Origin of the sequence: Photobacterium sanguinicancri (assembly GCF_002265265.1) — a bacterium.
GTDB classification, from domain to species: Bacteria; Pseudomonadota; Gammaproteobacteria; order Enterobacterales; family Vibrionaceae; genus Photobacterium; species Photobacterium sanguinicancri.
On record NZ_NOIF01000044.1, the window covers coordinates 1 to 20,745 of the forward strand.

Consider the following 20,745-nt stretch of genomic DNA (forward strand, 5'->3'; position numbering starts at 1 on the left):
ACTGATATTTAGTTGTATATTTTTTTTGGCGAGTTTGTTTCTTAGTAAGCGAGCTATTCAGCCTTGGAATGTAACGTTTTGATGTCAAAATAATGCTTTTATCCGTATTTCCGAGATTAAAGAACTTTATAAAATCAGGACTTAATTGATATTTATTATCATTTGCAAGTTAGCGGTAAGTGCTGTTTAATCTGTATTTCTTTCATATAAAACATCTATTTATGCTGACTTCAGCTTTTACTTTCCCTAAAGAGAGTGGGTGTTTTGTTAATTGGCTTTAAATGTAAAAATACAGGAGACTTTTATGCGTAAACTACTTGTTTTATGTTCATTAATTATATTTGGTTGTAACAGTGAAACCTCTACGACACCTCTTGCAGTAACGAATGATATCGTGTCGATAGAGATAAGTTACGAAAATATATCTGGTACGTCGGTAGCAAAAACACCTTTACAATCTTCATTACCTTTTAGTGCTACCGCCCATTTTTCAAATAAATCAAAACGTGACGTTACCAAAGATGTTCATTGGGTTAGTTCTGATCCTACGGTTGCAGCAATAAATAATACTGGTGTAGCAAAAGGTATTACAGAAGGAATAACGAAAGTAACAGCTCAGTACAAAGGGATAGACAGTAATACGATTGAACTGACTATTACCGGGGCAGATCTTTGGAATGTTAACATTGATTTTTCTTCAGATTTTTCTGGTGAGTTACCTAAAGGCGTATCTTTCCCACTAACTGCAATGGCGACATATAATGATATGAGCCAAAAAGAGGCCATATCAGATGTTGTTTGGCATACAAGTGATCCAAGCATTGTAAATGTCAATGAATATGGGGTAGTTAAAGGGAGTAATTTAGGTTCGGCGAAAATAACAGCTTTACTTAATGGTAAAGAAAGTAATGAGTTAGAAGTTAAAGTAACAGATGCTGTTTTAACGAATATTCTTACCCAGCCAAACAAAAGTACCATGCAAGTAATCCCTGTTGGATTTACACAATCAATGGTGGCTATTGGAACCTTGAGTGATGGATCTGAATTGGCATTACAAGATGGTGTTGTTTGGTCTGTTGAAGATGATTCTATCGTAACCATAACAAAGGATGGTGTTGTTAAAGCTCATAATGAGGGTGAAACAACAATAAACGCTCAGTATGGAAGCATTAAAAGTGAGCCATTATTAATTACGAGCAGCAAGACTTCATTAGAAGAAATCGCTTTTTCTACTCAGGATGGGGCGCATGACTTACCTAAGGGAAATAAGTTGCAGGTTAAGGCGGTAGGCACCTTTAGCAATGGCTCCAAAAAAGATATATCAAATGATATTCTTTGGTCTAGTGATGATGAGCATGTCGCGCTTGTTAGTAACGTAGGGATGATCTCAGGTGTTGAAATTGGCCAAGCTATTATCTCAGCAACATCTGATAATATTAAGGCTGATTTTAATATTAATGTTAATAATGCACTAACCAAGTTTGAAATTGTTACGCTTGGGAGTTCAACCGGTCATAGTTCCAAAATAGTTAAAAGCGGTACCATACTCGTCGAAGATCGAGACATTACTTTAGTGTACCGAGGTGATGATATTGAAGTCTTTGTACAATCTGAAGCGCAGTACATTCAAGCTTCAGATGCTGGGCATGATTTCATTATGATAAGAGACGAAGATAATAATATTGTTGGCTTTTCTGGTTATGTGAAGGTTTATCGAACAAGTAAAGAACATATGTACGATGACAGCTTTTATACAACGTTCTTCTCTGCCAGCTCAACGAGAAACCAAGCAAGCATAGGTTCAAATTACAGCGGAGAGCTTTTTTATTCAGTTTTATCTGAAGATGAAAAACCATTAACAGTGAGGCTTGGTCGTGTAACACTTAACTTAAATGAGGGTAGCCCTACATGTGTAGTCTCGGGCCGAGATGTATATACATGTGTTGATGCTGAATTTAATGGCACTGGTTTTATTTCTAAGTTATATGATGAAAGTAAAAGACGACAAGGTGACCTTTTTGTGAAGTTTTACGGTGACACTGGTGAGTTTGCCTCTGGCTATATTTTTGAAAATGCCTATCAGGGCAACGCCAAAAAAGTTGATGTGTTCGTATTGACTAAGCAATTGTAAGTTTAAAGGCGGACCGTAATCGGTTCGCCTTTCACCGTTTTAGAGGGTTATTTTAGGTGGCATTTTTAACGATCATGCTCGTTTGACTTTTGCAGGGCGTTGATAACGTTTTCCCATAAAAAAGCCTAACCCAAACGGTGCGAAAAAGATCACCAGAGAAAATAAGATCAAGTAGACAAGAATATCAGAGATCATGATCGTTAACTGCTCTATAGCACGTTGCACAACATTTTGCGCAATAACATCAAGGTCTTGCGTTATATTTGCTCGCTCTGCAGTAACCATCACTCCAATTGCAATTCGCTCACGTGCAACCATTTCTTCTAATGCTATTCGCTCTTGTGAAATCACACCCAGTTTACTGTCTGCTTTTTTATCAAAATCGTCCAGCAATGGCTGTAGCACTTTACCCATCTCAGCCGCTAATACCTTCATGTATTCAGGGTTGTTAACGACAAAGTCCTGAAATTTAAGTGATGATTGGTTGATGTTTTCTAACGTTTGGCTTAACTGTTCACCATCGATCTGACTGTTACGTGCAAGTAGTTGAGCTTTCCACGTTAATAGCTTTGGACTTAAGGTTGAGAGGTTGCTTAAGCGATCTGATAAATCCCCCAAGGCTTCTGGCATAGTCCCTATGGTGGTGATAGCTTCACTTTCATCAATGTTGTTGTACTCTAGCCAAGCGTTGAATGCGGGTGTACGAACGAAAGAATTACTATCAAAAGGGTGTTTAGTCACAAAGTCGTTCACAAAAGTGCGTGACTGCTTAAACTGTTGCGGTTTAAGCACGCGTTCGGCGAGGCTTTCTATTTCGACAGCAAGCTGATGACTCGTATTAACTGCAAGTATTTGCTCTGACCCAAATAATGTTTGTCCATCCCCCGACGTAAAATACATTTCCATTTGGCGGGTGAATGCCCAGCTATCAATTAATCCAGCAAACGGTGATACTTGATAGGCTGATTGCTGTAACCCTTCATGTGCATATATTTTCCAAAGTATGGCGAAAGTATATATACCGTCGTTATCGGTATTTTTACTTGTGATATCGTCAGCGGTTTCTTCAACATGTTTAAAAAAGACAGCGCTATATTCACGTGTTAGTAAGCGAATATTAAGTTCTTGCGTTGTGAGCGGTATTGATTGGGAGTCTAATTTTACTTCTAGTAATGAACAGCCTGAAAGTAAATAGGTAAGTACAATAAAGGAGAATATGCGAATTATGTTCATGAAAGTGATGGTTACTGAGCTTGGCGTCAAAAAGGAGGCTAAGTCTAAGAATTAAGCGAGGTAATGTCTAATAGATTTGCGAGTAAACAAATGACGAGATGATGAAAATTATTAATTAGTCAGAAATTACCGCTTGAAAAGAAATAGTATGCATAAGCGCCAATTGAGGATTGCCTCGACAATTGGCAGCTTGGTTAAGCCGGTATTCTGTTATTACGTACCAGTGAGCGGCGAATGTTTTTACACATCTTCCCAAACTGATAGAGTTCATCGAATGTTGGTGATACACCACGGCTTATTTGGTGTTCCCAGTAAGTAAGATCCGTGTCTACAAGCTCCATCAGTTTTTTGGGGCAGCCCATGCAGCTGTTATCAGGGCCACAAACGAATGTGTCAGCTTGGTATAGTGGGAAATCTTGCTTAACAGCATCAATAATCTGCTGCATCGCCGTCATTCTGTCTGGTTTTTTGCTCATAACCAAAGTCCGAAAGCAATTGGAGTGAGCATTATAAGATGACTTTGAAATAAAGCTACTCCGAAAAAGAGGTAGCTGTTAAAGTCATCTTATCGCTTTTAATTAGCTAGTGCTGAAATAGCAGTACATACGCGTCGTGCACACCTTGAATCAGCATTTGCATACCTATAACCGTTAAAATTAACCCCATTAACCGTGTCGTTATGCTAATACCACTTTCACCAATTTTTTCTATTAATTTAGGCCCATACAAAAAGCAAACGAAGGTGATTAAACACAACAAGGCAAAAGCGCAGATTGTAATTATGATATGTAAGATTTCGCCTGATGCAGAGTAGTTCATTGCAGTAGCAATAGTGCCAGGTCCGGCAAGGATAGGTAATGCTAGTGGTGAAATCGCGATATCTTTTTCTTCGCTGTCACTTACATTGTCTTTATTTGTAGCGTCTGGTTCGGATGGTGAATCTGCATGTAACTTAGATGGGTTACCCTGTAACATGTGGTAGCCCACTAAAAACACTAAAATACCGCCAGACAGACGTAGTGCTGGTAACGTTATACCAAACAACTCAAAAATCCCTTTTCCTAAAAAACTGAAGGCTGCAATAATAAAAAATGCTGTTGCCAAGGCTTTAATTGCGGTTTTTCTTCGTTGTAATGTCGTTTGATTTCCTGTCATGCCAACAAATACAGCAGTATTTGCTATGGGGTTCATCATGGCGAAGAAACCCATGAAGACAGTAACAGCCATAGTTGTAATTTCATGCATGATAGAGCCACTTAATGAGTTAATTATCTAGTTGTGTCACTACCTTAGCACCACATAATCACTCTTGCAGAATTACTTACTATTTGGAAAGGAGCATTCTGTCTATGACCTGTATTTGTTAGAAAATAACTAGCTTAAATACTGATCTTTGATGTGTATCGCTCATATTTAAACAAACACTATTTCGTCGAAAAGTAGAATATGCAAAATTACGGCTATTAATGAACAGACATGGTAGTAGTTAACAGTGGTTGCAAAGCTAGAGCTCGCAAATGTGTCGGATGCCGTGGTGCTAAAAGCACTTTCTATGGAAGCCTTCACGCCTGACTTTGAACAATATGGTGGTTTTCCACCTGGTGTTGATGACATTGATTGGCACTTAGACCAAATCAAAACAGAACATTATTATAAAATTTTTTACAACGACGAGCTTGCGGGGGGGATTTTAACTGTCCCAATCAATGGAGTCGAAACTGAAATAAAATTGTTTTATATAGCGGGGGAGTTTCAAGACAAACAGCTGGGCTCTCAGACGATCGCTTTAATTGAACAGTGCTATTCAGCGACAAAAAAATGGTCGTTAGTTACGCCTTATAAGTCGTATCGCAACCACCATTTCTATGAAAAGCAAGGTTACTTAAAAGTAGGTGAATTTCAACCTGAACCCGATGATGTATTCAGGTTGTTTCAATATGAAAAGCAAAAATAGTAATTTAGTTGGCTTACCATCATCACTGCGCTTCGCGAAGTAAGAGGCTTAGAGATTGACGCTTTCTACATAGCCAAAGATATCGTTCACATCTTTCTCTGTCAGGGTGGTTTGGAATGCCGGCATCACACCACCTTGGCCGTTATCTCCGTCAAGCACTGAGCTAATTAATTCTTGCTTCAGGCCAAAAGGGTTTTTCAGCTCGTCATAGATATTGTCAGGACTCACTGTTAGCGTCCCTGATGCAATGCCATCACCAAGTCCTCTATTACCATGGCAAACTGCGCAATTAGCTAAAAACTTCGTTTTACCATTGGTTAAATCGTATTCACCATATTGCTTATCAGCTAAATATTTAAATCCGAAGAAACCAGCACTGGTTATACCAAGTAGAAGTAATGCGATTGTTGAAATAGATAATAAGCTGATATTTTTCATACTAGATACCTTCGAATAGCTTTGATTGAGAATACTTCAATTACTATATGGTACGGAATGTCGAAAAAATGTCAAAAGACTTATACGTGTAGTTACGTTTCCATAGGATATGCTCGTCGTTGATTATGATTCGAGCTCAAGATCAATATAGCAGGGCTCTTGGGCGCTATGTCTAGCGAGAACATAGTCATGCCATAATATTGATACGTTAAAACCTATCTTTCTAGAGTTATGTGGTTTTAGTTTATCGCGCTATTTGAGTTCATTTTACAGGTGTTAGATTAATTCTGACTTAGTTAGAGTTAAACGGTATTTTTTACTTTACGTATTCTTTTCAATAATAAGGGGCAGGTTTGCAAAGAAGAAGGGAAGAGTACATGTATAAATGGATCGGTATCATCGTCGTTTTAGTCGGCGTATCTATGCTGACATCGGGTGTCATAAGTGCATTACTGGATCTCAGTGCTTTTTTAGTGCTGATCTATATGGTGTTCAATAATTCGAAAAACCATCACATTACAAATGACAAATCTGGTTCATCACGTTTTGCCTTCAGCATTAAAAGTCAGGATAAAGATAAGTTCAATATTACGCCGTAGCGTGCATTTTGATTGTCAGGGTAGGCGATTAATTGTTCAGCGACATAGTTATTATTAGTTTTTATCTAACAGATATTACTTAAGTTGTATCAATATATAAGCTGTCACAGATATTGTTTTAAAAATCTAACTTAATAATAGAGCTGTACCTCAATTTATACAGGAGTAACTCACCTGAATAAGGTACAGCTGTATAAATGTTTATCGTTTTACACAAACAAAAATTGCGTTACCAGAGTTATTTTCTAGTGGAATGATCTTATCATAGTCATGTTCAAAAACATGAACATCGAAATACGGTAATAGTAGAGTTTTTAAATCATCAAAACCAACCGCGACCATCGGGTGTTCATCTTGCCATGATTGCGTTATTTGCTCTGTGGTTTTTTCAATACTCAATCTAAGAGACTGTTTGTCACCGTTACCGGTGTAATGCCAACCAGAACTAAAAACAAACTGACTATTATCAAATTCTGTTGAATGACGTACAAACGATGCATTATCAATTTTGTTTTTTTCGACAGTATTGAAACAAAAAACACCGCCATCTTTTAATGCTGCATGTGCACTTGCAATACAACCTTTTAGTTTTTCAATACCATCGCTATAGTGAATGGAATATAAGAAGCAAGTAATTAAATCGAGCGGTTCATCAACCGTGAAATTACACATATCACCCAACGTGAAGCTAGCTTCAGGGCAACGTGTTTGTGCCATATCTAACATAGGCTGGTTAATGTCTAATCCACAACTTTGATAGCCATAATCGATAAAGTAGCGCACATGCGGACCGGTACCACAAGCAAGGTCTAAATGTGTATTTCCCTCATTTCCGAATAGCTGATGGAGTCTGCGAACGTAGTTGCTCTGTGCTTCATAGCCGATGTCAGCACACATCAAATCATAGTAAGAAGATAAGTCAGTGTATAAGGCATTGGATGATGTGTTTACTGATAACATAGTTGCAGAATTGGCTTTTAGTATGTGATAGGGAGCCGCATACTAGGCAAAATTTGATCCTTTGCGAAGCGTATAATTTTTATCGAAACCATGAGCGATTTTGATTGTTGTTTGGTGGATTTGTTCCATGGAACAAAGGTTAACTTGTGGTAGTAAAAGAGGCTGATATAAAAAACGAGAGCAATGCGCTCTCGTTTTTTGTTATGGAGGGAGGGTGGTTTAGCCCATTAATATATAAGTCAGTGATGAGCCGCCAATTGCTACCCAAAGCAAAACCCCAAGTACCAGTGGCTTAGCTCCTGATGCGCGTAGCTTTTGAACGGTAATGCCAGAACCAATCAAGAATAAACAAACAACAAGAAGGCGCTTAGACGCAGAGAAGACTAAATGATATAGGTCACCAAACTGCGGTAAATAATGGGCAATAGCGATAGCCAGGCAATAAAATACGATGAAATAAGGAACGGCAATCTTCTTGCTATCACCTTTAAACATTAGCGCACTTAAAAAGGCAATTGGAATGATCCAAAGAGCGCGTGCTAACTTAAGTGTTGTCGCTGTTTTCAGTGCTTCATCGCCGTATGCGCCAGCGGCACCCACAACGGATGACGTATCGTGAATCGCAATTGCAGCCCAAGTTCCAAAAGCGTGTTGGCTCATTTCAAATAAATGGCCAAGTGCAGGAAAAATAAATAACGCAATCGAGTTCAAAACAAAGACAGTTGCAAGTGCCAACGATGTTTGATCATCCCTAGCATTAATCGCAGGCGCAACAGCTGCAATAGCACTACCACCACAAATAGCGGTACCTGAAGCGATAAGGTGGCCTGTTTTGACATCAAGTTTGAATAGACGGGTAAGAATAGTACCAAGAATTAACGTAAAAAAGATGGAAGATACAATAATCCCTAACCCTTGTTTGCTTGCGGCAATTGCTTCATTCAGGTTTATACCAAAACCTAAACCTATAATGGAGTAGGCCAGAAGCTTTTTAGTGAAACCAGCAAGGTTAAGTTTTGCTGGAATTAAACCAAGACTTGCTAGAGTAAAGCCCAAAATAAGCGCAATAGGTGAACTAACGATAGGGAAAAAGCAAACAATGGCAATTAAATAAAAGGGAAGATCTGCTTTATGGAAAGTAAAAGGTTTTTTAGCAAACTGCATGAGTGAATTTATGTCGGATGAGAATAGCGCCGAGTATACGTGAACCGTTGGGTTTCATTGAGTTAAATAAATTGATGCTAGGGTTAAGAAAAACTTAACGCAGGCCATTTGGTCGGCTGGCGTTGGCGCATACGAATTATAATATAGCCAAATAACCTTGTTGTCTGATTGTTACTCGCTTGATTTCTAACTGTTGAGTTGTTGGTGTTCTTCCTTATTAAAAAATCACATTTTTGACTCAAAAAACTAGTAATCAGTAGTAAATTGTTGCATTGTTTTCTGTGTGGCCAGTAAAAACTCATGTATTTCAAGTGGTTATTCTACTTTGGAATATTTCGGTGTTTCATTGGTATGACACAGAGTGCATTGGCTTGGAAGGAATATTATGAATCAACAACAACTAGAGCGGATTGCATCAGATACGTTTCAAAAGTTGTTTGGTTTGCGGGCTTCATTTGTTCAAACCGAGCTGACATTTTATGGGTGTGTTGTATTCCTCGTTGCAGATAAGCAGAAAGTTGTCATCAAATTCTCTAAAGAAATGGGAAGATTGGCGAAAGAAATTCAAGGTCTTGAGCGATTATCCCAAATAGTCGATTGTCCTGTCCCTGCCATTTATTTCTACGGACGTGAAGAAGGGTATGACTACTTAGTTTTAGAGTGGTTAGAGGGGCAATCTGCCCACGAGTTACCACCTGAGGCCAAAGCCATTGCCACTTTTGGTGAGCACTACACTGATATTCTTTTAGCACTGCATGAGTGCAGCCATGAAAAAGGTTTTGAGGTAGATGCTGACTCTTTTGCGCCAACATTAAGTGAAGCTTTTGAGCATTGGATGTTCCCTGTTTATCGGTATTTGATGAGTTCTGCTTCTCCGTTTTCAACTCAACTCAAAGATAGTTTTGAACGGCTATGGGCATCGCGCCAACAAGTATTAGCACCAATTAATCATGGTTCTTCATTGGTACATGATGATTGCCATATTGGAAATGTATTATTTGACCCAAAAACTTACAAAGTGGCAGCGTTAATCGATCCTTGTGATGTTGGCTTTAAGCACCGTGAATTTGATGTTTTTCATTTATACGATGTTCGCCCAGATCTCAATTTAGCAGACATTTATATGAAGAAAGCATCACTGGCTGATGGTTATCAAGCAAGACGATGGTTTTTGAGTTTATGGGATGATGCAAAGCATAGCCGGAATATTGGTTGGTATGATGAAGCATGGATCAGTAATAAATTCGAACGTTATTATCAAGAATGTGCTTGAGGCAACATTCTTTTACATGTTGGTTGGTGTTGAACGCTCATCACGCATAGTATTGAATTAAGACCAGAATAAGAATAGGTGTAAGTGAATGAAAAAAGTCGCGGTAGGTCTTTTTGCTATTTTGCTCGCAGGGTGTGCACAACAACAAGCAATACAAGAACCAGTAGAGCCTGTTCCTGAAACAGAGAAACCAGCAGAAGTTAAACCAACAGATCCTGAGCTTAAGCCTGAAATAAAGCCAGAGATCAAACCTGAAGTTAAGCCAGAAGTTAAGCCAAAACCTGAGGCTAAACCAAAGCCAAAACCTGTCACCGCCACAAAAGATGGCAAGTTAATTTTAGGCAGCCAAGAAATTGTTTGGCTTGGTGCTGCAAAAACGCATGTAAAGGCGAGAGTCGATACTAGTGTTAAGGTCTCTACAATTGGGGTATCCAATATCCAAGAGTTTGAGCGTGATGGTAAAGACTGGGTGAAAATTAAAGCTGGTCAAGAAGAAGTAGAGCTACCCGTTGAGCGTTGGGTGAAAAGCAACAAAGAGCGCTTACCGATAGTAAAAATCCGTACGCGCTTGGGTGATCTTAATGAACGTACTGAATTTATGTTAGTAAACGGCGCAGGCGTTGTTCTCGGTGAGAATTTCATCCGTGATGTCGCTGTCATTGATGCTAACCGTAAATTTGTTCAACCAAAATCGAAATAGTCTTCGTGAGTTATAAAAAAGGAGCTCCTTAGAGCTCTTTTTTTTTGAACCTAAGCCGAGGGTTAGAAAAAGAGGATTAAAAGGTAAAGGTCATGCCGATATTGAGGTTTGGAGAGAAATCATGAGGGATAAATGTGTTGGAAGATCTGAATGTATTAAAGTCTCCACCTGCACGCAAGCCAAGGTTGGGTGTAGCCTGGAATATATATGAAGCCCCGATGCTTACGCCTGTACTTGTTTTAGTTTCTTCATTTCCAGACCGAATTTTCTGCCCATCATAATCTGCTAGACCAATTTCTATTTGTAAACCATGAACTTTAGATGCGCCGAACATTTGCTGAGCACCGATACGATAGGTGTCAATTTTTTCATCGTAGCTGAATTTTTTGTATTCAGTACGGCTATAGCTAACAAAGACAGCGTCAAAACCTAAAGTGTCTGTCAATCCGGCTTGTAGCCCGAATCCGTTATATGCACCGATTTTAACTTCAGGAGATAGGTGAATATCAGCGATGGCTGGTGCGCTAATCAATGCTGAAAGAGTAAGAGCAAGGAAGGCTTTTTTCATTATGAACTCTCTATATTTGATTCGATGCATTAACAATAATGCGTGGATACAAAGCCTCCTTGCTTCATGCTATTTATTTCAGTGACTGTATTTCAATAGCAGTATTTTAATGCGACCAAACCATGGCGGCTAATTAGCTCTGTTTATTAGTGTGTTGAATGAAATTAATCACTGAGATGGGCTGTTTTATTACGACGAAGTGAATAGTAATCACAGATTACGCATTGTGTAAAAGCGCCAGCTAGGGAGGTTTGGTAATCTGCCGTTCACTCTATATTGCCCCTAACAAAAAAATATTATGAAGCTTTCCCAACTTAATGCTTTTCGTGCCATCGTTGAATGCCAGACAGTGACTGCTGCTGCTGAACGCCTGAACTTAAGTCAGCCCGCTGTGAGTCGGGTGTTGGCTGGTTTAGAAGATCGCTTGGGATTTAAACTTTTCACTCGACAGCGAAACCGTTTGGTGCTGAGTGATGAAGGGCAAGCCTTTTACCTTGAAGTAGCAAAAGTTTTTGATGCTGTCTCAGGTCTGGATAATGCCGCAGATTCGATTCGTTCTCATCACTTCGGTACGCTTAATATTGCTGCCATGCCTTTATTATCAAATGCTTTCCTTCCTCGTATTCTCGCTAGCTTTTTAAAGCAATCTCAACAGTTAAAAGTGGGTTTTAAAACCTACCGTTCAGAAGATGTTATGCGGCGTGTACAAAGCCAAACTACGGATATTGGCTTTGCTTTTATTGATGAGCCGCTAGCGGGAGTGAAGGCACAGCGGGTTGAGTGTGAATGCGTGTGTTTATTACCAAGTGACTCTCCGTTAGCTAAAAGAAGCAGTATTGATATTAATGATATTGCGGAGCAAGTAGTGATTCGCCATGAGAAAGATATTACACAGCGGCGCATCGATGCCTTATTACGTCGCTATGAATTATCCACCATTGAACATATTGAAGTGTCACTCGCAAGTACGGCTGCCGCACTTGTTAGAGAGGGGATTGGCATTGCGATAACGGATCCATTTACCGCACATATGGCAAGTGAACATCCGGCTGTGGTGATGAGGCCACTTGTGTTTGGTTTACCATTTGAGTTCGATATTTTGTACCCCGCTTTAAAACCCGTTCATCGTCATGCGGAGCATTTCATTGAACAGTTCCTCTTACAAGCCGATGATATGGATATTTACTTGAAAATTGGACCGATGCGCGATCTGGATATTACCGATAATGTGTAAAGTCACATTATTGCTTGGTTTGCTTGATAGCAATTGATAACACTTAAACTATTATTTATCAGTTGCTTACATCTGTTCTGTTAAGTGGCTATTACTTTTTTGCATACCAGTAGTAAAGTGATGCATTGGCGAGAAGCACACGAAACGCCTTAATCTGATTTTAGGAAAAACAACCAGATTAAGGACACAAATCATGGCTAATAAAGTCTCTATTATCGGCTCTGGTAATGCAGGACTAACCGCGGCATACCATTTTTCTCTTCAAGGCGCGGACGTCTGTTTATTTGGTGCTAAAGGGTTTGATCAGCCGCTGGCTGATATTGAATCTCGGGGCGGTATTGAAGCGCTTTCTTCGTTTAACGATGTGCCTCTTACCTATGCGGGTTTTCAACAAATCGATAAGGTTACCCGTGAATTAGATCAAGCAATAGCTTACTCAGATTTACTGATTTTACCTGTTCCGTCTTTCGCTCAAGAACCACTGTTTATTGAAATGTTACCGCATTTGCATGATGGCCAAATTATCATGCTGATGCCAGGTAACTATGGTTCATTGGTACTTAATCGTATCAAACAAGAACAAGGCTATGGCGATCTTGATATTACATTCGTAGACGCAATTTCTATTCCTTGGGCCACTCGAATTGTAGGTCCAGCAGAGATTGCGATTTTAGGTATGAAAGAATTTTTACCTGTTGCCGCTTTGCCAGCAAGTAAAACACAAGAGGTGATTGCACGACTACAACCTGTGATGCCTTTACCGTTAACGGTATTAGATAACGTGATTAGTGCTGGGCTAGAGAATATCAACTTTGGTGGCCACCCATTGTTGACCACGCTAAATATGGGCTTACTTGAAAACTTTGATGGCCAATTTAATTACTACAAAGATTGCTGCTCTATTTCTACTTCGAAAGCCGCAGCCGTTATGGAACAAGAGCGTCAAGCCGTGGGTAAAGCGTTGGGCTTAACACTGATCCCTGAACTTGAGGCAATGAATGCGTTATACGCAATGGAGTGTGAAACTGTATATGAGGTTAACCGTACATCAGAGACACACGGAAAGTTAAACAGCGCACCAAACTCAGCTGGCAACCGCTACATAACAGAAGATGCAGCTTTCTTGCTTGTTCCGTGTTTTGAGTTTGGTCAGTTGGCTGGCGTAGCTACCACCATGGTGACTTCTTGTTTACATATTGATAATGCCTACAACGATACAAACTATTTTGTGCAAGGGCGTACCTTAAACAAAATGGGGCTATCGGGCATGTCAGTTCAAGAAATCATGGATTTCGTTGCATAAAAAGAAGGTGGATAACCACCCAAAGTGGGGCGTATAAATCGTCCCACATAATAAGGACATCATAATGAAAAAACTAAAATTTCCTTCTGCCTACACAATTTTAATGATCCTGACGGTTTTGATGGCGGTACTGACGTGGATGATCCCTGCGGGCCAATATCAAATGGAGAAGAATGAAACACTCGGTCGTATGGTGCCACTTGTTGGTTCATACCAAACCGTTGAAGCAAATCCTCAAGGTGTGATTGATGTATTGATGGCACCGATTCAAGGCTTTTACGATCCAAGTAACTATGCTGCTCGCGCAGTAGATGTGGCTTTATTCGTACTTGTTATTGGTGGCTTCCTTGCTGTAGTGACGCGTACCGGCGCGATTGATGCGGGTATTGCAGGTACAATGAAGCGCCTTAACGGTAAAGAAAAATGGATGATCCCCATCCTAATGGGGTTATTTGCACTTGGCGGTACTGTTTATGGCATGGCTGAAGAAACAATCCCGTTCTATGCCTTACTGATCCCCGTCATGATTGCGGCGGGCTACGATAGCATAGTGGGTGTTGCCATTATCATGGTCGGCGCAGGTATTGGTTGCTTGGGTTCAACCATTAACCCCTTTGCGACTGTGATTGCCTCAAACGCGGCTGAAATTAATTTCATGGAAGGTGTTTGGCTACGTGTAGCAATTTTAGTGATTGGTTGGCTTGCTTGTGTGTTCTACGTTATGCGCTATGCCGATAAAGTAAAACGCGATCCATCACAATCGCTTGTTGCGCATCAGAAAGAAGATAACGAACGTCATTTCTTACATAGCAAAGAACAAGAAGCCCCGGAACTGACAGGCACTCGTAAAGCCGTGTTAGCCATATTTGGCGCGACCTTTGCTGTCATGATGTGGGGTGTTTCTGTGGCAGGCTGGTGGATGGCAGAGCTTTCTGCATTGTTCATTGGTGCAAGTATTGTGGCTGGCTTAGTCGGTAAATTGTCTGAAACCGAACTGACCAATAGTTTTGTTGATGGTGCGCGTGATTTACTAGGCGTGGCACTTATTATTGCCATAGCGCGCGGTCTGGTTGTGGTGATGGACAACGGTAACATCACGCATACCATTTTGAACTATGCAGAAGGTTTGCTAGGCGGTTTGAGCCAGGTGGCTTTTGTTAACGCTATTTACTGGGTTGAAGCGGTACTGTGTCTGGTCGTGCCATCATCTTCAGGTCTAGCTGTACTTTCAATGCCAGTATTAGCACCGCTAGCAGATTTTGCTGGAGTAGGGCGAGAGTTGGTAGTAACGGCATTCCAATCGGCTTCCGGTTTACCCAACTTGGTGACACCAACATCGGGTGTTGTGATGGGCGGGTTGGCCATTGGACGTGTCGCTTATTCGTCATGGCTACGTTTCATTGGACCATTGCTGGCGTTTTTGACTGCGATGGTAATGGTACTACTTAGCATTGGTACTGTATTAAGCTAAGCAAACGTTAATAGCGATAATGAATAAATGCAGTGTGAGTGAATAGATATACATCTGCGTTTACCAAAAAATACAAACAGAAATAAAAAGAAAACAGCTACCTTAACGGTGGCTGTTTTTTTATGTGAAACGATTGGGAACACAATGTGATAATGCGATTCAATTCAGATTGATAAGGGTTTTCATGCAGCATTCTAGTGCGATTAAGGGCTATTTTTTGCCAGCATGAAAACATGATTTTTATCACGTGCCTTTGTAAATTTATGCATTTCCGATTTGTTTGTTGACGCTTATCAATAAGCCTAAAGGGGTAGATGACAGAATTGACACAATTATAAATAATAATTAATGAGCGATGTGTCATGACCAACAAATTAAAAGAAATACTCATTCCAACACTTACGCGGAGGGGGTTTATAAAGTCCTCATCTGTTATTGGTGGTTTAGCCGCTGTTACTAGCGCAATTACTTTGCCATTTAAATCAAGCAGTGTTCAAGCAAGTGACAAAACACCAGCTGACGAAAAAGTCGTCTGGAGTGCGTGTACCGTAAACTGTGGTAGCCGTTGTCCTTTGCGTATGCATGTTGCTGATGGCGAAATCAAGTGGGTCGATGCTGATAATACTGGTACCGATAATTACGCAAACAAAGATGTGCAAGTGCGTGCCTGTTTGCGTGGGCGTTCTATGCGCCGTCGTGTCTATAACCCTGACCGCCTAAAATACCCAATGAAGCGTGTAGGTAAGCGTGGTGAAGGTAAGTTTAAGCGCATCTCGTGGGATGAAGCCTACAACGAAATTACCAATAGCATTAACAGCATCAAAAAAGACTACGGTAATGAAGCGTTCTACCTGAACTACGGTACAGGTACGCTCGGTGGCACAGTCACTAAATCTTGGCCTCCAGGTGCAACGCTTATTGCTCGCTTAATGAACCTAACAGGTGGTTACCTAAACCATTATGGGGATTACTCGACAGCGCAAATCGCCAAAGGCCTAAGCTATACCTACGGTGGTTGGGCGAACGGTAACTCTTTCTCTGACACTGAAAACAGCAAGCTGATTGTTCAATTTGGTAATAACCCTGCCGAAACGCGTATGTCTGGCGGTGGTTTGATTCACCACTTGATTGAAAGTAAAGAGAAATCAAACGCTAGAATGATCATGATTGACCCGCGCTACAATGATACAGCGGCAGGGCGTGAAGATCAGTGGATCCCAATTAAGCCGGGTACAGATGCCGCATTCATTTCCGCAATGGCACATGTGATGATCAAAGAAGATTTGGTCGATCAGCCGTTCTTGGATAAATACTGTGTTGGCTATGATGAAAAAACCTTACCAGCCTCTGCACCAGCAAACAGTGATTATAAATCTTACATTCTAGGCTTAGGCGAAGACGGCGTAGAAAAAACACCTGAATGGGCCGCGCCTATTACGGGTATTCCTGCTGACATCATTATCAAAACCGCCCGCGAGATTGGTTCGACTAAGCCTTGTGCTATCTATCAAGGCTGGGGGTTACAGCGTACCCAAAATGGTGAAATTGCCTCTCGTGCTATTGCCATGTTGGCCTTGCTAACCGGTAACTTAGGTATTCATGGTGGCGGCTCTGGTGCGCGTGAATCGGATTACAATATCCCATTTGTCCGTTTCCCAACCCTAAAAAACCCTATCGAAACCTCTATTTCTATGTTCCTTTGGACTGACGCGATTGTGCGTGGCCCAGAAATGACGGCGACACGCGATGGGGTACGCGGTAAAGATAAGCTTGATGTGCCAATCAAGTTCATTTGGAACTACGCTGGCAACTGCTTGATCAATCAGCATTCAGATATCAATCGCACCCACGACATTCTTCAAGATGAAAAAGCGTGTGAAATGATCGTTGTGATTGATAACCACATGACCTCTTCTGCTAAATATGCCGATATTGTACTGCCAGATTTAACTACGTCTGAGCAAGCTGACTTTTGTATGGATGGTAAAGCAGCCAACATGCCATATTTCATCTTTGCCGATAAAGCGATTGAGCCTCAGTTTGAATCGCGTGGCATCTACCAGATCTGTGCGGACTTAGCCGAGCGTTTAGGGGTGGGTGAAGCCTTTACAGAAGGCCGAGACCAAGAAGGTTGGTTACGTCACTTGTATGCAGAAACCTTAAAGCTGGATCCAACATTGCCAGACTTCGAAACCGTGCGTCAGCAAGGGATAGTGAAACGTAGTGATCCCAATGGCCATTATGTGGCTTACCAAGCTTTCCGTGCAGATCCAGTTAACAACCCACTGAATACACCATCGGGTAAGGTGGAAATTTACTCGGAAGCTTTGGCAGAAATCGCGGCGGAGTGGGAGTTGCCTGAAGGTGATGTGATTCACCCATTACCGATTTACGTGAGTACCTCTGAAGGTTGGGATTCACCAAAACGTGCAGAGTTCCCGCTGCAATTAACCGGTTTCCACTACAAAGCACGTTGTCACTCAACGTACGGAAATGTCGATATTTTGAAGCAAGCAGCACAGCAAGAAATGTGGATTAATCCGATGGATGCTGATCGTCGTGGTATTAAAAATGGCGACCGTATTCGTATTTTCAATGACCGTGGTGAAGTGCGTATCAACGCGAAAGTAACGCCTCGTATGATGCCTGGTGTGGTCGCGTTAGGTGAGGGTGCATGGTATGCGCCAGACGGTAAAAAGGTTGACCATAACGGTTCAATCAACGTTTTAACCTCTCAAAAACCAAGCCCACTGGCTAAAGGTAACCCTCAACATACCAATCTAGTTGAAGTTCAACTAGTGAAAAAGGCGTAAGGACTGAATCATGAAACAATATGGTTTTTATATCGACTCGAGCAAATGTACAGGTTGTAAGACTTGTCAGCTTTCTTGTAAAGACGTGAAAGACTTAGGTGTCGACAGAAGCTTCCGCCGTGTATACGAATATGCTGGCGGTAATTGGGTAGAAGAAAACGGCATATACCGTCAGGATGTTTTTGCTTATTATACTTCTATTGCCTGTAACCATTGCGATGAACCAGCGTGTGCCAAAGTCTGTCCATCGGGTGCAATGCACAAACGCAAAGAAGACGGATTCGTTATTGTTGATGAAGACGTTTGTATAGGTTGTAAACACTGTGCCAATGCCTGTCCTTATGGCGCACCGCAATTTGATGCTGAACAAGGTCACATGACTAAGTGTGATGGTTGTTATGAACGCGTAGCGGAAGGTTTAGACCCGATTTGTGTGGGGTCTTGTCCACTGCGTGCGCTTGAATTTGGCCCAATTGCTGAATTGCGTAAAAAGTACGGAACCAATGCCGATGTTGCACCGCTTCCTTCTTCATTAATCACTAAGCCAAATATCGTGATCAAACCTAACCGTCATGCGCGTCCAACAAATGACACTACTGGTCACCTTGCGAATCCTAAGGAGGTTTAAGATGAGTTATCATGAATTGTCTTTGGTGTTATTTACAGTGCTGGCACAGACTGCAGTTGGCGCATATTTAATTATGAGTATTGCTAACTTGGTGACAAATTCACGTGTTGATGTAAAAGGCAGAATCACACGAAATATGTTTTTCGTTTGGGTGGTGATGGGGCTAGGTTTCGTTGCTTCTTCTACACACCTTGGTAGCCCGATGCGCGCAATGAATGCATTAAACCAAGTGGGTACAAGCTGGCTGTCCAATGAGATCCTGACAGGCTCAATGTTCTTTGCTTTTGGTGGCCTTTACTGGTTGTTAGAAGTATTGGATAAAGGCACTGAAGGTGTCCGTAAAGGCTTGAAAATAGCAGGTATGGTGGCTGGTGTTGCCTTTATGTATTCAATGGTGAATGTGTATTTAATTGATACTGTTCCAACATGGAATACACCGTACACAGGCTGGTCTTTCTTACTGACTATGGTTGTTGCGGGTGCTATTTTTGCGTCAACCTTGATGCACAGTGCGCAGTTTGATGATGCGAAATATACGCGTGGCATTCAAGGCTTAGTGGTAGTGGCGATTATTGCCATGATAGTAGTGACGATGTCACAAATGGTGGCATTAGCGAATATCCAATCCTCGGTCGTTGCCGCTCGTGATTTAGTGCCTAACATGGCAATGCTACAAGGTAGCCGAATTGTACTGCTTGTTGCCGGTGCTGCGATTGCACTATTTGGTATTAACCGCATCAAGGGAAGTATTGCCTTGCCTGTTGTTGGTTTAGCGCTTGTGCTAGTGGCTGAATTACTTGGTCGTAATATTTTCTTTAATCTTCACATGACGGTAGGTATGTAATTGCCGATCTAAGTGTAAGACATTAATCATCTAAAACCGAGGGGGAGCCGTTCCCCCCTCATTTTAAAGTTAAGTACGAGTTACCATATGCAGAATCTAACTGACACATCAACCGAATTAAGCCTTGATGATGTGAATACAATGAGCAAAATATTTGGCTCGTTATTCTACTTTCCACTGAATCATGAAAATAACCAGGCCATCATCGAGCTGATCAAATACAGTGATGATTTAGAGCACAACGGCTTTGCAGATTTCGTTCATGCATTAACATCTGAAAAAAACCAAGCGCTTAATGATGACTTTTTTTTGTTGTTTGAAGGTGGAGAGGTCATGGTCGCACCACCGTGGGGTTCAGTCTATCTTGATAAAGAGCAAGTCGTTTTTGGTGATTCCACCGTACGGTTACGCCAGTTTTTAAGGGCAAACAACATTGAATTAAACACTGGGATGCGTGAGCCTGAAGATCAATTTGGCTTAATGCTGTTTGCGATTAGTCAGTTGATTGAGCAGTCTCAAGATCAACCGCTTGTCGAGAATTTACTGACCGAACACTTGCTACCTTGGTGTTTGCGTTATCTTGAATTGGTTGAAAAGCATGCAGCAACCAACACTTATCAACGTCTGGCTGCTTTAGTGAAAGAGTGGTGTTTGTCGATACAAGATACATGGCAATTAACGCCTTTATCATTAAAGGTTTACCGTTAATATGGCAGAAAAGGACGAGCGTTATTACAAAGCCTATATGGAACATAAAACCATTAGTCGGCGTGGTTTGTTTCGTGCTTTCACATCGGGTACCAAAAAGGCATCGGCTGACATTTCATCAGCCACTTCCTCATCCCGTTCGTTACCAAAGTCGGGTGAGGCAGTGCCAGCCGATCAAGATCTCGTTACCGAACTAGTCGATGCAAGCCAAGTTGTTAGAGTGGTGGCGCGTCCACCGGGTGCCATTGAAGAAGTGCTTTTTCAGAAAATATGCACGGGTTGTACAGAATGCGAATCGTCATGCCCAGAAAAGATCATTCATATTGAAAGCGGTTTAGCGCAATTAGATATTGATTACGGCTATTGCAGCATGTGTGGTGAGTGCCAGAAAGTTTGCCCGACAGGGGCTTTACACGCTAAGAAGCCATGCGATAAACAAAATGACACCGAGCTAAGGCCTAACTTCAATACTAACTGCCAAAATCGTTTATTTGGTGAGTGTGAGCTGTGTGCCGAGCAATGCCCACACCAAGCAATTGCTATTGCAGCATTGAGTTTGCCTAAATTGGATCAAGTAAAGTGCGATGGTTGTTCCCGTTGTAAACAAGCTTGTCCTTTTTCCGTGATCACCATGGGTTTATCTTCCCATTGATTATCAAGCAATAACCAACGCACAAATAGGTAATAAAAAAGCGCCGCATCTTCATGGGGCGCTTTTTTATTG

General features: G+C 41.2%; 20 protein-coding genes. 13 read left to right on the forward strand and 7 right to left on the reverse strand.

Annotated features, from left to right (window positions below; translation table 11 throughout):
• Positions 1 to 304 precede the first annotated feature (304 nt).
• A complete protein-coding gene (locus ASV53_RS09140; RefSeq protein ID WP_094956867.1) occupies positions 305 to 2,131 on the forward strand; it encodes an Ig-like domain-containing protein in 1,827 nt (608 codons plus the stop codon).
• A 72-nt stretch (positions 2,132 to 2,203) separates the two neighbouring features.
• On the opposite strand, the gene ASV53_RS09145 is transcribed toward ASV53_RS09140, so the two are convergent.
• The 3 genes from ASV53_RS09145 to ASV53_RS09155 all read right to left on the reverse strand — a co-directional run bounded on the left by ASV53_RS09145 (position 2,204) and on the right by ASV53_RS09155 (position 4,609).
• Positions 2,204 to 3,364, reverse strand: a complete 1,161-nt coding sequence (locus ASV53_RS09145) for a YdgH/BhsA/McbA family protein (RefSeq protein ID WP_094956868.1) — start codon at positions 3,362 to 3,364, stop codon at positions 2,204 to 2,206.
• Positions 3,365 to 3,558: 194 nt separating this feature from the next.
• A complete protein-coding gene (locus ASV53_RS09150; RefSeq protein ID WP_062689224.1) occupies positions 3,559 to 3,840 on the reverse strand; it encodes a hypothetical protein in 282 nt (93 codons plus the stop codon).
• 106 nt (positions 3,841 to 3,946) lie between these two features.
• Positions 3,947 to 4,609, reverse strand: a complete 663-nt coding sequence (locus tag ASV53_RS09155; protein WP_062689226.1) for a MarC family protein — start codon at positions 4,607 to 4,609, stop codon at positions 3,947 to 3,949.
• Positions 4,610 to 4,898: 289 nt separating this feature from the next.
• Between ASV53_RS09155 and ASV53_RS09160 the strand changes: the two genes are divergently transcribed.
• Positions 4,899 to 5,318 carry a GNAT family N-acetyltransferase gene (locus tag ASV53_RS09160; RefSeq protein ID WP_141226236.1) on the forward strand — a complete coding sequence of 140 codons (420 nt, stop codon included), beginning with the start codon at positions 4,899 to 4,901 and terminating at the stop codon, positions 5,316 to 5,318.
• Positions 5,319 to 5,366: 48 nt separating this feature from the next.
• Here the strand turns inward: ASV53_RS09160 and ASV53_RS09165 are convergent, their stop codons facing one another.
• Positions 5,367 to 5,756, reverse strand: coding sequence for a c-type cytochrome (locus ASV53_RS09165; RefSeq protein WP_094956870.1), 390 nt, complete (start codon positions 5,754 to 5,756; stop codon positions 5,367 to 5,369).
• A gap of 377 nt (positions 5,757 to 6,133) precedes the next feature.
• On the opposite strand from ASV53_RS09165, the gene ASV53_RS09170 reads away from it, so the two are divergent.
• Positions 6,134 to 6,355, forward strand: coding sequence for a hypothetical protein (locus tag ASV53_RS09170; RefSeq protein WP_094956871.1), 222 nt, complete (start codon positions 6,134 to 6,136; stop codon positions 6,353 to 6,355).
• Positions 6,356 to 6,556: 201 nt separating this feature from the next.
• Here ASV53_RS09170 and ASV53_RS09175 read toward each other — a convergent pair whose 3' ends face one another.
• Both ASV53_RS09175 and ASV53_RS09180 read right to left on the reverse strand, forming a co-directional pair.
• Positions 6,557 to 7,315 (reverse strand): class I SAM-dependent DNA methyltransferase, encoded by a 759-nt coding sequence (locus tag ASV53_RS09175; protein ID WP_094956872.1) that lies wholly within the window; start codon positions 7,313 to 7,315, stop codon positions 6,557 to 6,559.
• Positions 7,316 to 7,534: 219 nt separating this feature from the next.
• Positions 7,535 to 8,479, reverse strand: coding sequence for a YeiH family protein (locus tag ASV53_RS09180; protein WP_094956873.1), 945 nt, complete (start codon positions 8,477 to 8,479; stop codon positions 7,535 to 7,537).
• A 385-nt stretch (positions 8,480 to 8,864) separates the two neighbouring features.
• On the opposite strand from ASV53_RS09180, the gene ASV53_RS09185 reads away from it, so the two are divergent.
• Both ASV53_RS09185 and ASV53_RS09190 read left to right on the forward strand, forming a co-directional pair.
• Positions 8,865 to 9,752: a phosphotransferase gene (locus ASV53_RS09185; protein ID WP_094956874.1), complete on the forward strand. Its 888-nt coding sequence runs from the start codon at positions 8,865 to 8,867 to the stop codon at positions 9,750 to 9,752.
• An 88-nt stretch (positions 9,753 to 9,840) separates the two neighbouring features.
• Positions 9,841 to 10,452, forward strand: coding sequence for a putative ATP-dependent zinc protease (locus ASV53_RS09190; protein ID WP_094956875.1), 612 nt, complete (start codon positions 9,841 to 9,843; stop codon positions 10,450 to 10,452).
• A gap of 76 nt (positions 10,453 to 10,528) precedes the next feature.
• Here the strand turns inward: ASV53_RS09190 and ASV53_RS09195 are convergent, their stop codons facing one another.
• The gene (locus ASV53_RS09195; protein WP_094956876.1) at positions 10,529 to 11,020 is read right to left on the reverse strand and encodes a hypothetical protein; all 492 of its coding nucleotides are present in this window, start codon (positions 11,018 to 11,020) and stop codon (positions 10,529 to 10,531) included.
• A gap of 298 nt (positions 11,021 to 11,318) precedes the next feature.
• Here ASV53_RS09195 and ASV53_RS09200 point away from each other — a divergent pair, with 298 nt between their 5' ends.
• The 8 genes from ASV53_RS09200 (at position 11,319) to ASV53_RS09235 (ending at position 20,673) form a co-directional block, all read left to right on the forward strand.
• Entirely contained in the window at positions 11,319 to 12,254 is a 936-nt protein-coding gene (locus ASV53_RS09200) for a LysR family transcriptional regulator (protein ID WP_094956877.1), read from the forward strand.
• Between the two features lie 193 nt (positions 12,255 to 12,447).
• Positions 12,448 to 13,557, forward strand: coding sequence for an NAD/NADP-dependent octopine/nopaline dehydrogenase family protein (locus ASV53_RS09205; RefSeq protein ID WP_094956878.1), 1,110 nt, complete (start codon positions 12,448 to 12,450; stop codon positions 13,555 to 13,557).
• Between the two features lie 64 nt (positions 13,558 to 13,621).
• On the forward strand, positions 13,622 to 15,028 hold the full coding sequence (locus tag ASV53_RS09210; RefSeq protein WP_094956879.1) for a YfcC family protein: 1,407 nt from the start codon (positions 13,622 to 13,624) through the stop codon (positions 15,026 to 15,028).
• 362 nt (positions 15,029 to 15,390) lie between these two features.
• Entirely contained in the window at positions 15,391 to 17,841 is a 2,451-nt protein-coding gene (locus tag ASV53_RS09215) for a DmsA/YnfE/YnfF family dimethyl sulfoxide reductase (RefSeq protein ID WP_094956880.1), read from the forward strand.
• A gap of 10 nt (positions 17,842 to 17,851) precedes the next feature.
• The gene (locus ASV53_RS09220) at positions 17,852 to 18,469 is read left to right on the forward strand and encodes a DMSO/selenate family reductase complex B subunit (protein ID WP_094956881.1); all 618 of its coding nucleotides are present in this window, start codon (positions 17,852 to 17,854) and stop codon (positions 18,467 to 18,469) included.
• Between the two features lies 1 nt (position 18,470).
• Entirely contained in the window at positions 18,471 to 19,313 is an 843-nt protein-coding gene (locus ASV53_RS09225; protein WP_094956882.1) for a dimethyl sulfoxide reductase anchor subunit family protein, read from the forward strand.
• Positions 19,314 to 19,400: 87 nt separating this feature from the next.
• Positions 19,401 to 20,021, forward strand: a complete 621-nt coding sequence (locus ASV53_RS09230; protein WP_094956883.1) for a TorD/DmsD family molecular chaperone — start codon at positions 19,401 to 19,403, stop codon at positions 20,019 to 20,021.
• A gap of 1 nt (position 20,022) precedes the next feature.
• On the forward strand, positions 20,023 to 20,673 hold the full coding sequence (locus ASV53_RS09235; protein ID WP_094956884.1) for a ferredoxin-type protein NapF: 651 nt from the start codon (positions 20,023 to 20,025) through the stop codon (positions 20,671 to 20,673).
• Positions 20,674 to 20,745 lie beyond the last annotated feature (72 nt).